The organism is Psychrobacter sp. Ps1 (assembly GCF_022129425.1).
Classification (GTDB): domain Bacteria; phylum Pseudomonadota; class Gammaproteobacteria; order Pseudomonadales; family Moraxellaceae; genus Psychrobacter.
The window spans coordinates 83,385-95,893 of record NZ_JADQAN010000004.1 but is presented as its reverse complement, the minus strand read 5'-3'; the positions used below and the strand labels follow the sequence as shown (position 1 = coordinate 95,893).

The following is a 12,509-nucleotide window of genomic DNA, read 5'->3' as shown; positions in this document are numbered from 1 at the left end:
GGTTATTATTAATTATTAGATCGATGTTTGATGTCGTAGATTACTTATCAGTACGTAAATCATCATCGATAAAAGGCGTTTGCTCTTCTTCACTTAATGATTCAGGAGCGTCGACTTTTTTATTCTCTGCTAAGTTCTTCTCAACTTCCTGACCATTTACCTGTTCTGCAGCTTGTTTTATATCTGAATTATCATTGTTAGTAGTACTCATGGTTTATTTCCTATTATTATGATTTGATTAGACGGCTTTAGACAGTCCAATAGATATACATTTTGAACTTGTACCAACGCTCAAATGAGTAACCAATACTTCTCAAGTAGCGTCGGAATTGATATTAATTATAGGTATGACCTTGGGTAATGCACCAGTGTACTGCCGTATCAATATGTGAATAATTGTGAGGTTGCAAGTCAGTTTGTAACTTTTGCAATTGGTGAGCAAAAAAAACCAAGCACCAGTATTTACCAGTGCTTGGTTAGATAGACAATCGAATAGCTGATTATCGCCTAAAGGTGCTTTTACGAATTAGCTAGACTCTTCGACACGATTGATCGTTTTTAATAAATGCTCTTGTGCGACGTGTGGCTCCTCACCTGCTGCTGGCTGTAATTGCTGCCAAACGCCAGTGCCATCAAGTGTCCACGCTTGCGTATTATCCTGTAAGTAGTTAATTAAGCCATCCTGATAAATCTGCTTAAATAGCTTCTTGTTCTCAATCGGGAACGCCACTTCTACGCGATGGAACAGGTTACGATCCATCCAGTCTGCACTACCGCAGTATAGACGCTCATCGCCATCATTATAGAAATAATAAACGCGCGTATGCTCTAAAAACCGTCCGATAACAGAGCGTACCGTGATGTTTTCAGACAGTCCTTTTACTTGTGGACGTAAACAACACATAGACCGCAAAATAAGCTCGATCTTAACGCCTGCCTGCGAGGCATCATATAACTTATCAATGAGGCGGCGCTCAGTTAGCGCATTGGCTTTTATAATGATATGAGAACGTTTGCCCGCTTTGGCATGAGCGATTTCATCATCGATAAAGCTCATCAATTTCTCATGCAAAGTAAAGGGTGCATGTAGCAGTTTTTTGAGGTTGGCAGGCTTACCCATGCCGGTTAGCTCTTGGAATATCTTGTGAACATCTTCTGAGATATCAGGATCTGCACTAAACAGACCATAATCTGTGTAGACCTTGGCATTTGCCGCGTGATAGTTACCAGTGCCTAGATGGACATAACGGCGGATTCGGTCGTCCTCGCGGCGTACGATTAGCATGAGCTTGGCATGGGTCTTGTAACCGACGATACCGTAGACTACGACCGCGCCTGCTTCTTGTAGATAGTTGGCAACTGCGATATTAGACGCTTCATCAAAACGCGCACGCAGCTCAATAACAGCCGTGACTTCTTTGCCATTACGAGCGGCAGCTGCAAGTGCTTTGACGATTTCTGAATTGGTGCCTGAGCGATATAGCGTTTGTTTAATTGCCAATACTTTGGGATCGCTGGCTGCTTGCCAAAGTAAATTAATAATCGGCGAGAACGCATGAAAAGGATGATGAACCAACACATCACTTTTACGCATGGCAGCAAACATACTGGTCGATTTATCTGACTTATCCATTTCTCGGCGGAATGCCTTTGGCACGACATGAGTAAATGGCTGGTAGCGTAGCGCAGGAATATTAAAGTCAAACAGCAAACGCGTTAAGTTGACTGGGCCATTGACACGGTATAGCTGATTGTCATGCAACTCAAATTCATTAAGCAGATACTCACTGATATGCGTTGGGCAGTCGGTTGTGACCTCAAGACGGACTTTGTCACCGAAGCGGCGGTTTTCAAGCTCGCCCTCGAGTGCCTTGGCGATATCTTCTACATCATCCGCCAGATCCAAATCTGCATTACGTGTCAGTCTGAACTGATGACAACCCGTCACACTCATACCAGGGAACAGCTCACCGATATGCTCATGAATGATGGCTGATAGCATCACATGATGCTCTTTACCACCCGTTAGCTCATCTGGCAGACGAATCACACGCGGCAGACTGCGCGGCGCTGGAACAATCGCCAAATTAATGTCGCGACCAAAAGCATCTTTGCCTTCTAAAGTGGCAATAAAGTTTAAGCTTTTATTGACCAAACGCGGGAATGGATGCGCAGGATCAATGCTAATCGGTGTCAATACTGGTACAACTTGCTCGGTAAAATAACGCTTCATCCATGCAGACTGCTCGGCATTGAGCTCATCACGTTTTAGGTAGCGGATATCCTCGAGCGCAAGAGCGGGCAAAATATCTTCATTCAGAATACGATATTGCTCATTGATAGCGTCGTGAGTGATCGCAGAGATCTCGTTTAACACCTCGCTTGGGCGCATACCGTGAGCACTGGTCGATACGTCACCGATATTGAGTTTTTGCATGATGCCAGCGACACGTATCTCAAAGAATTCATCGAGATTCGATGAAAAAATAATGAGAAAAAACAAGCGCTCAAGCAGTGGGTGACGAGGACTGGCTGCCTGCGCCAATACACGCAGATGAAACTGTAATAAAGACAAATCTCGATTGATATAACTGCTGGGTGAATAGCTGCCATCTTCTGAGCGTTGCCATTCGATTTCTGCTAAATTATTTGGGCTATTATCTACACTACTATCTATACTAATCGCTTTATCAATATTGTCGTTAGCGCCATCTTCAACATTATTAACGTCAATCATATCGTTAACATCACCACTGCCCTGATTACTAGTCATCTCTACCACGTCACTACTCCTTTTGCGTTATCGATACGCCATCATCTTTTATCGTTCTGTCTTTTCTAGGGAATGTCTTAGTCTTATTCGAAATAGCCTAGCTTACAACATTCGATCCTATAATCTAGGGCGTGTCCTCAATTCAAACGAGTGTCCTCTAAATGGGCTAAAAACAGCTAAATTTTGCCAAACATCGTCAAATAGTTGGTCAATATCTCGATATTATCTGCACTATTTTCCTTGTTTGACGGCAATTTATTTCATTTTTATCACCATTTTTAAAATGAGGACACGCCCTAGCCCAACCTTAATGCTTTATATTTATGAAGCTACTTGCGGTAATACGGCATTTTTCATGCGTTTTTTGATAATACGTTGCTTGTTACGCAAACGCTTATCACCTTGGTTATCTTCGTAATACTTTGGATTGGTAAGCATCGCAATCAGAAGTGCTGACTCATCTCGATTTAGATTGGCCGCAGACTTATCGAAATAATGATGCGCTGCTGCATCAATACCATAGATACCATTACCAAACTCCGCCACATTTAGGTAAGCGGTCATAATGCGCTGTTTGTCCCATAGCGTCTCAATCATCACAGTGATGACAGCCTCTTCAGCTTTACGCACATAAGAGCGATGCGAGGTGAGGAACAAGTTCTTTGCCAATTGCTGAGTAATCGTTGAGCCGCCAGCAGACATTTTGCCTGTCTCTTCATTTTTCTTTTGTGCCGCTTTGATACCTTTAAAGTCAAAACCGCTGTGCTGACTAAACGTTGAGTCTTCACTCACAATTGCCGCTTGCTTGGCAGATTTGGCAATCGCATCATATTCAGCCCATGTCTGAGTGACCGTGCCACCCGTTAGGCGATGCGTCAACATAAACATGCTGTTGTTAATTGGCTGTGTTTTCCAAATTAATAATAGCCCGACGACCAATATATGGAATGCGACAACCAATAGCATAATTGCCAATAACAGACGTTTGATAAATGTGCCAAAACTTGCCATGCGCGATATCCGAGTGGTTAAAAAAGTAATAAGATAAGGTTGATACTCTATCAATGACTATGAGACATCAACTAAGAATCAATGATTATAAATGGGCTATGTATAGCCGATCATCGACCGTTGAGCATCAGCCATTAATAACGATCAATAGCAGGTCATCTTACCTAATCTCACAATCGCTGTCATTATTTACCCCACTTCTTTATGATGTAATGACCGTTAAAGTATTTTATGTTTTAAATAAGCGCGTACTGAGCATCAGCGCTTTGCAATCAGTATGAAGATAAGAGACTACCCATGCACGATGATAATATAGAAGTATTACGAGCGCGTGTTATTGCAGCAAACCCAAGCCTCGGCATTGATGAAAATAGCAATCAATGGTGGCTACTAGGCACTTCGGGCTGCCATTTATGTGATATCGCTGAGCAAATAATCACACAATTTCAGGCGGTACAACCGATTAGTTACCAACATGTCGATATTGCAGACTTTGATGAGGCACTTATGATGGAATTTGCCACGTCTATCCCTGTGATTTTGACTCCATCAAAACGATTAGACTATCCATTTTCAGTCATGGATTTACAGCAACTGTTAGCTCACAACTAACGGCACTTTGTTTTGATGTTATAGAGCTTTTAAATTTCTTATATTAGAATATCTACCGCTAATTTTAGCTAGTATGGTATTTCAATACTTGCTAGACTACTTTTATATTCTGTTTGGTAAATTGATTATACTAATGCTAATGATTTACTGATCAATAATCTCAACTCTCTAACCTTGCACTCTATTAAATCATATACATACAATTCTTAGCGAAAGCACCTAAGAGCAACTATTAAGGCGTTTTAAACACGCCCTAATAAATATAGTTAGCTGAATGTAAAACTGTTATGGATTTAAACGCGCTACTGGTATAAATTTTACTTGCGTGCTGCGTTCCCAGAGGCTGCGCAAAATTCATCCCAGTAGCGCTATGACATTTTTAGAGTGTATCGACTATAGTAATAACTTAGTATGACTTTAAAACCAGTAAAAAATAAGCTGGTATACACAACAATAAGGACTGTTAATAACAATAAGGACTGTTAATTATGTACACTTTCTTAGCCTTAGCGCCAATTCTCGTTGTATTCATACTACTCATAGTTATGCGCCTGCCAGCTAAGATAGCTATGAGTATTGCCTATTTGGTGACAGCTCTGCTAGCCTTTTTCATTTGGCACGCTAGTGGTGCTCAGGTAGCGGCTGCTACTGTTAATGGGATTATTGTGGCACTTACTATTTTATTCATTGTATTCGCAGCTATTTTACTGCTGAATACGCTGAAAGAAAGCGGCGCTCTTGTCGCCATACGTAAGGGCTTTATGGATATTTCACCTGATAGGCGCGTCCAAGCGATCATTGTGGCATGGTTGTTCTGCTCTTTAGTAGAAGGTTCATCAGGATTCGGAACACCATCTGCAGTGGGTGCTCCGCTGTTGTTGGCTTTAGGCTTTCCAGCGATGGCATCGGTCATGGTTATTCTTATCATTCAATCTACACCCGTATCATTCGGTGCAGTTGGTACGCCTCTACTACTTGGCGTTTGGTCTGGTATTACTGATAAACAAGATTTAACACAGTCCATTGCCCCTACTACTGCCGAAAATTATTTATTACAGATTACAGCTAACGTAGGCCTTGTACATGCGCTTATTGGGTTTTTGATACCTTTAATTTTAAGTGCTTTTTTGACAAGGTTCTTTGGTGAAAAACGCTCCTTCATAGAAGGGCTTAAAGTATGGCCATTTGCCATTTTTGCAGGTCTTTGCTTTACTATTCCTTATTTTTTGGTTGCTAAATTTCTAGGGCCTGAGTTCCCTTCACTCATTGGCGGTTTCATTGGGTTGTTAATTGTACTTCCCGCTGCTAAGCGTGGTTTTTTGATGCCTAAAGATACTTTTGATTTTGCCCCTCGCGCAAAATGGGACAAAGACTGGCTGGGTACTTTAGACGAGGTAAAATATGATGATTCAGCAACCCCAAAGTTCTCTTTAATTCGTGCATTTTCGCCCTATTTCATTGTGATTGCCTTATTGGTCATAACTCGAGTGATTGCACCACTCAAAGCTTTTCTGGTAGGGGATTTAACAACCATTAGCCTTACTAATCTTTTTGGTACAACAATTTCTAGTAAGATACAGCTCGCCTATTCTCCTGGTAGCATTCTAATTATTACTTCTTTATTATGTATTTTACTGTTCAAAATGAATAGCCAAGCGGTAAAGCGCAGTTGGAGTAACTCGGCAAAGACCATGGTTGCTGCCGCACCAGCTTTGCTATTCTCGGTGCCTATGGTACAAGTATTCATTAATTCAGGCTCAGCCGCTGAAGTCGCTACTGCGCTACCGGCTATGCCAATATTACTGGCTGAAAGTGCTGCCGATGCTTTTCAAAATGCGTGGCCGCTAGTGTCTCCATGGATTGGGGCAATGGGTGCTTTCATCGCCGGTTCAAATACTATTAGCAATATGATGTTTTCATATTTTCAATGGTCAACAGCCAATCAGATCGGACTCAATAGCGACCTTGCAGCACAAGTAATAGCCTTGCAAGCTGTGGGTGGTGCGGCTGGTAACATGATTTCGGTGCATAATGTGGTAGCTGCTTGCGCAGTAGTCGGCTTGGTGGATAAAGAAGGCTATGTGATTCGCAAAACACTGCTAGCGATGATTTATTATGTCGTGCAAGCAGGTTTGATCGGTATGGCTATCATCTTCGGTCAAATATGGTGGTGGGCTTTAGCCGTTCTCTGGCCCATAACATTCTTTGGACTGATGTCTTTTTGTGGCAAATTTTCCCGTAGAAAACTGAATGGACGATAATCAGGCAAGCTGACGCTATTAAACTAGATCTAGTAGCGTTAGGTTAAGGTTGCCTTCTAGTTAAAACATAACAGCAATAAGAGATAAACCTATGAAAGACTTAACTAAAATCACCGAAATCGAAGATCTGCGCCGCGTTGCTGAGCGTAAAGTGCCGCGTATGTTCTATGACTATGTCGATTCAGGCTCGTGGACTGAGACCACCTATCGTAATAACGAGACTGACTTTGACCGTATCAAGCTGCGCCAGCGCGTATTGGTCGATATGGATAACCGCAGTCTGGCAACGAGTATGATCGGTGAGCCAGTCAAGATGCCTGTAGCCATCGCCCCAACGGGTTTTACCGGCATGATGTGGGCAGATGGTGAGATACATGCCGCACGCGCCGCTGAAAAATTCGGCGTGCCCTTTTCACTATCGACCATGAGTATCTGCTCTATCGAAGACGTCGCTGAAAATACCAGTGCGCCGTTTTGGTTTCAGCTTTATGTCATGCGTGATCAGGACTTTATGGCCAATTTGATTCGCCGTGCCAAAGCAGCAAACTGTTCTGCGTTGATTTTGACTGCGGACTTACAGGTGCTGGGACAACGTCATAAAGACATCAAAAACGGTCTATCCGCACCGCCAAAACCCACATTGGCTAATATTTTAAATTTAATGACCAAGCCAGAATGGTGTCTTAATATGCTCGGCACCAAGCGCCGCACCTTTGGCAACATCGTCGGTCACGCCAAAAATGTTGAAGATATCTCATCGCTGTCAGCGTGGACTGCAGAACAGTTTGACCCTCGCCTAAGTTGGGATGATGTGGCACGTATCAAAGACATGTGGGGCGGTAAACTTATCATAAAAGGTATCATGGAGCCTGAAGATGCTATTATGGCAGCTCGCAGTGGCGCGGATGCACTGGTCGTCTCAAACCATGGTGGCCGTCAGTTAGATGGCGCACTGTCTTCTATTTCTGCGCTGTCTGACATCGTACAAGCTGTCCATGCTGAGAATAGCGACATTGAAGTGTGGTTAGACAGTGGCATTCGCTCTGGTCAAGATGTGCTAAAAGCCATCTCATTGGGTGCAAAGGGCACAATGATTGGTCGCGCTTTTCTCTACGGATTGGGAGCGTATGGTGAAGACGGGGTGCGCCGCGCGCTTGAGATTATCTATAAAGAGTGTGATATATCTATGGCATTCTGTGGTCATACCGATATCAATACTGTCACGGATAATATCTTGGTAAAAGGCACGTATGAAAACCTCAAAGTGGGTCGTTTTTAGAGCGGCTGATTGTAGAACAATCAACGTTTAAAACCGGCTACACATAACATAATTTGCTCATACCCTTTATACTGTCTCTATAACTTTTTGATGACAGTTAGCCTTTATGACCATTCAACAATTATTAAAAACAGCGCCCGTCACTACCCTGCTATTAGCCAGCTTTATCGGGCTATTTGTCATGCAGCTAGTCACGGGCGTCGATGCCAATAACCCGTCAACTGAAGCGTTAGTTAAATGGGGTGCCAACGCCTTACCCTTAACGATGATGGATGACCCATGGCGCTTGGCCAGTAGTGCATTTTTGCACATTGGTCTGATGCATTTATTGTTTAATGGGTTTGCCATGTATTTCTTTGGGCAGATTGCCGAGCCGATGTTTGGCTCAGCCAAGTTTTTGGCGTTATTTTTACTAGCGGCAATTGGCGGTAACTTACTAAACAGCTATGTCACGTGGCAAAGTATTTTGGATGGTACGGGACAGCCTGGACTATCAGCTGGGGCATCTGGCGGTATCATGGGTATTGGCGCGGCATTATTAATTGCTGCACTGTTTAAAATATCGGTCAATGGCATGGTGCTCAATCTTAAGAGCCTAATATTTATTATGGGCATAAACCTCGTCTATGGGTTTGCCGTACCGGGTATTGATAATGCGGGTCATATCGGTGGCGCAATCACAGGACTAATAATTGCATTGGCTTTTGCGATTGGCTACCGTCAGCGTCTGGCAGTCGCTATACAAAACGCAGCGATTCAGCAGCAGCGCACGCTAAACGCTTATCAAACCAACTATTCATATAGTGCTCACGACAACCCATCATATAACAGTCAGTATAGTGGCCAATATCGTGAACAACTCGATAACCAGAGCTCGTATGACGCTACTCCTATCGAACAGTCACCTCATTTTGAGATGGATTCGAAGGAGCAAGTTACCACTTTTGCTAACAATGAAACAAATACAGCAGATATATATGCTGAAAGCATTACTGCTAACAATTCACCGTTAAGTCATGAAGCTGTTCATAATAGTATTGAACCCAAAACACTTAAAAAACCTTCCGTTATTTGGCAGCTATTACCATGGCTTGCGATGCTACTTATCAGTATTGGTTTTGTCTGGTGGTGGCAAGATATTCACCAGCAATTACTACAAGTACTAAAAGCCATTGAGTAAATGCTCATACTTATCTATCATTGCTATATATACTCCAAAAACAGCATACTGACCAACATTACTGATTCGTTTTATAGCTTGTCCTTTTGAACACGTTTTGCCTAATCGCACCACTCAGTTATTTATACTCACTTACGAGATCCAATTATGTTAAAACTTGCAGCGCTACCTAATATCTCTACACGTACTATGTTTAGCGCGTTCACCGCTACTGCACTATTTAGTGTGGCTAGCATGTCTAACGCCGCACTTTTTAATGACAACTTACCGACTGACAAAGATGCTGAGCTCAGCGTTGGGGTCAATGTCATGGCAGTCAAATCGGCCTATGATCTCGAAGACAGCACTGAAGTGCGCGTGCTACCAGGTGCATTTTATGACAACAACAAAGTCTATGTACGCGGTGCGCAAGCTGGTGCGTATCTGATCAATGATGGTGTCAATCAGCTGTCTGCTTATGCCAAGCTTGCGGGTTCTGAGTTTGATCCTGATGATGCCAATGGCGCACTACAAGGTTTGGATGAGCGTAAATCATCAGCAGAAGCAGGTCTAAGCTATCAGCGTCGTACGGCTATTGGTGGCATCCGCGCACAGATAGGTGCTGATGTATTAGATCGTAGTGGTGGTAATACAGCTCGCTTGACCTACCTTTCTAGAATCACTAAAGGCAAGCTAACGGTCTATCCAAGCATTGGCTTTGAATATCATGATGCTGACTACAATGAATACTACTATGGCGTCAGTGAAAAAGAAGCCGCTAAAACGGGCGTTGACGCTTATAAATCTAACTCAAGCTTGAATCCGTATATCAATATCAGTGCCAACTATGATTTCAATGAGCGCTGGGCAGGATTTGCCAATCAAAGCGTGAGCTATGTACCAAATGAGCAATACGATAGCCCAATGGTAGACTCACGTACTGAGGCGACAACGACGCTGGGTTTGCTTTATAAGTTTTAATTAAGCCTAAATTGTCATAAAAAAGACCTTGTCATATAACGTGACAAGGTCTTTTTATTCAATAAATTTATAGATTTGCGGGTTACCACCCACACTACAAACTCAATAGAATCTAAGCGTTACTTTTTAAATACGCTAACATAGTGTCCGCATCTGATACTTCAAATGGGTCTATTGGACAGTTGTCGCCAAAGTCAGCTTCCTTAAACACTTTCTTAACTTCTTTATTATCGACAACCATCGAATAACGCCATGAGCGCATACCAAAGCCAACATTGCTTTTGTCAACAAGCATGCCCATTTTGCGCGTAAACTCACCATTACCATCAGGAAGTAAGAAAACGTTTTCACGGTTTTGCTTTAGACCCCATTGGTACATGACGAACGCATCATTGACAGAAATACAAACTACTTCATCTACGCCCAATGCCTTAAACTCATTATAAAGCTCTTCATAACGAGGGAGATGGCTGTTTGAACAAGTTGGTGTAAAGGCACCTGGTAGAGAAAACACAACCACTTTTTTATTGGCAAATAACTCATCTGTGGTTAGATCATACCATGTGAACGGGTTGTCTCCGCCAATAGAGTCATCACGAACACGAGTTTTAAAAGTCATATCAGGAACATGGGTAATCATTATTTACTCCGATTTAGGTTATTGTCTTTTTTTCTAAAATCCTGCAGGTATATGATAATAGTTATACTGGTCCATAAGCAATCTTTGAGATTATGTCCCCTAGATAAAATATAGCGCTAACTTGAAAAATATAGACAAAAAAACCTTGCCACATTCTCTTATAACTCTTATAAGAAGTGACAAGGTCTTTTTATTTCTAAATTCTCAGTGGAATAAATATGATGCTGCTACCAGAAAGACGAGTGCAAACTGTACTTATCGTACGTTAAGCAAGTCTGACGCCGTAGCAGGTCATTATTTGGTCTACTGCTTACTTAGGATGTACCATATCAGCAGGAATGACCCACTCATCAAACTGTGCTTCAGTTAATAGCTCTAACTCAACCGCCACTTGCTTCAAAGTTTTGTTTTCTTTATAAGCAGTCTTAGCGATTTTCGCAGCATTTTCATAACCAACATGACGGTTCAATGACGTTACTAGCATCAATGAGTTGTGCAAGAAGTCATCGATTTTGTCTTTTACTGGCTCGATACCAACTGCACAGTTTTCGTTGAAGCTGTTGCAAGCATCGCCAAGCAGTTTGATAGACTGTAACAAGTTAAAGGCGATAACTGGCTTATACACGTTTAGCTCAAAGTTACCTGATGCGCCAGCCATGCTGATAGTGGTGTCGTTACCCATGACCTGAGCGACAACCATAGTCATTGCTTCTGACTGAGTTGGGTTTACTTTGCCTGGCATGATAGAAGAGCCTGGCTCATTTTCAGGAATCGTCAACTCACCCAAACCACAACGAGGGCCAGATGCCAACCAACGTACGTCGTTAGCGATTTTATTTAAGCTGCCCGCTAGCGTTTTTAATGCGCCTGACGCGAATACTTCTGCATCACGAGCCGCTAGTGCTTCAAATTTGTTTGGTGACGTAACGAATGGCAAGCCAGTTAAAGTCGCTAGTTGCGCAGCTGATTTTACTGCATAATCAGGGTGGGCATTTAGACCAGTACCAACCGCAGTACCACCTAGTGGCAATTCATATAGGCCTTGTAGCGCGTTGTCGATACGAGTCAATGAATGGTCAAGTTGGCTTACATAGCCGCTGAACTCTTGGCCTAAAGTCAAAGGCGTCGCGTCTTGTAAATGCGTACGACCGATTTTTACGATGCTATCGAATTCTTTGGCTTTAGCCGCTAGTGTATCGCGTAGTGCTTTTACCGCTGGAATCAACAAGCTGTTGATTTGACGCGCAGCAGCCACACGAATCGCCGTTGGGAAGCTGTCGTTGGTAGACTGTGCATGGTTTACATGGTCATTTGGGTGAATTGGCGTGTAGCTGCCACGCTCAGAACCAGCGATTTCGTTGGCACGGTTGGCCAATACTTCGTTCATGTTCATGTTTGACTGTGTGCCAGAACCTGTCTGCCATACAACCAATGGGAACTGATCGACCAGACCACCATTGATGATTTCGTCAGCGGCTTGTACGATAAGGTCACGCTTGTCGCCTTCGATACGCTCTAGGCTTGCATTGGTAATCGCAGCGGCTTTTTTGACCAGTGCCATCGCTTCAATCATTGGACGCGGCAAAGTCTCGCCACCGATTTTGAAGTTTTCGCGGCTACGCTGAGTTTGCGCACCCCAATAAGCATCAGCTGGGACTTCTACGTTACCCATGGTATCTTTTTCGGTACGAGTTGCCTGATTCTGTGTCGACATAACTACCCTCTTTACTGGTTTGTTGTTAAATAACTGAACGATAAAAAGTGCAACAGCTGCTGCACATAAACGGAAATAC

At 43.0% G+C, this 12,509-nt stretch carries 10 protein-coding genes; 5 read left to right on the top strand and 5 right to left on the bottom strand.

All coding sequences use genetic code 11. The features are described 5' to 3' along the window. Positions 1-40: 40 nt before the first annotated feature. The 3 genes from I3249_RS02910 to mtgA all read right to left on the bottom strand — a co-directional run bounded on the left by I3249_RS02910 (position 41) and on the right by mtgA (position 3,784). Positions 41-211 (bottom strand): hypothetical protein, encoded by a 171-nt coding sequence (locus I3249_RS02910; protein WP_238068491.1) that lies wholly within the window; start codon positions 209-211, stop codon positions 41-43. A gap of 315 nt (positions 212-526) precedes the next feature. Next, entirely contained in the window at positions 527-2,773 is a 2,247-nt protein-coding gene (gene ppk1 / locus I3249_RS02905) for a polyphosphate kinase 1 (protein WP_238068573.1), read from the bottom strand. 321 nt (positions 2,774-3,094) lie between these two features. Continuing rightward, positions 3,095-3,784: a monofunctional biosynthetic peptidoglycan transglycosylase gene (gene mtgA / locus I3249_RS02900; protein WP_238068490.1), complete on the bottom strand. Its 690-nt coding sequence runs from the start codon at positions 3,782-3,784 to the stop codon at positions 3,095-3,097. A gap of 297 nt (positions 3,785-4,081) precedes the next feature. Between mtgA and I3249_RS02895 the strand changes: the two genes are divergently transcribed. The 5 genes from I3249_RS02895 (at position 4,082) to I3249_RS02875 (ending at position 10,076) form a co-directional block, all read left to right on the top strand. Further along, complete coding sequence (locus I3249_RS02895) at positions 4,082-4,396, top strand: glutaredoxin family protein (RefSeq protein ID WP_238068489.1); 315 nt, start codon at positions 4,082-4,084, stop codon at positions 4,394-4,396. Positions 4,397-4,884: 488 nt separating this feature from the next. Further along, positions 4,885-6,657: an L-lactate permease gene (locus I3249_RS02890; protein ID WP_238068488.1), complete on the top strand. Its 1,773-nt coding sequence runs from the start codon at positions 4,885-4,887 to the stop codon at positions 6,655-6,657. Between the two features lie 91 nt (positions 6,658-6,748). Beyond that, positions 6,749-7,936, top strand: coding sequence for an alpha-hydroxy acid oxidase (locus tag I3249_RS02885; protein ID WP_238068487.1), 1,188 nt, complete (start codon positions 6,749-6,751; stop codon positions 7,934-7,936). A 106-nt stretch (positions 7,937-8,042) separates the two neighbouring features. Beyond that, the gene (locus tag I3249_RS02880; protein WP_238068486.1) at positions 8,043-9,116 is read left to right on the top strand and encodes a rhomboid family intramembrane serine protease; all 1,074 of its coding nucleotides are present in this window, start codon (positions 8,043-8,045) and stop codon (positions 9,114-9,116) included. Between the two features lie 147 nt (positions 9,117-9,263). After that, positions 9,264-10,076 carry a MipA/OmpV family protein gene (locus I3249_RS02875; protein WP_238068485.1) on the top strand — a complete coding sequence of 271 codons (813 nt, stop codon included), beginning with the start codon at positions 9,264-9,266 and terminating at the stop codon, positions 10,074-10,076. A gap of 112 nt (positions 10,077-10,188) precedes the next feature. Here I3249_RS02875 and I3249_RS02870 read toward each other — a convergent pair whose 3' ends face one another. Next, entirely contained in the window at positions 10,189-10,716 is a 528-nt protein-coding gene (locus I3249_RS02870) for a peroxiredoxin (protein WP_101205171.1), read from the bottom strand. A 310-nt stretch (positions 10,717-11,026) separates the two neighbouring features. Beyond that, positions 11,027-12,430 carry a class II fumarate hydratase gene (fumC, locus tag I3249_RS02865; protein WP_238052120.1) on the bottom strand — a complete coding sequence of 468 codons (1,404 nt, stop codon included), beginning with the start codon at positions 12,428-12,430 and terminating at the stop codon, positions 11,027-11,029. Positions 12,431-12,509 lie beyond the last annotated feature (79 nt).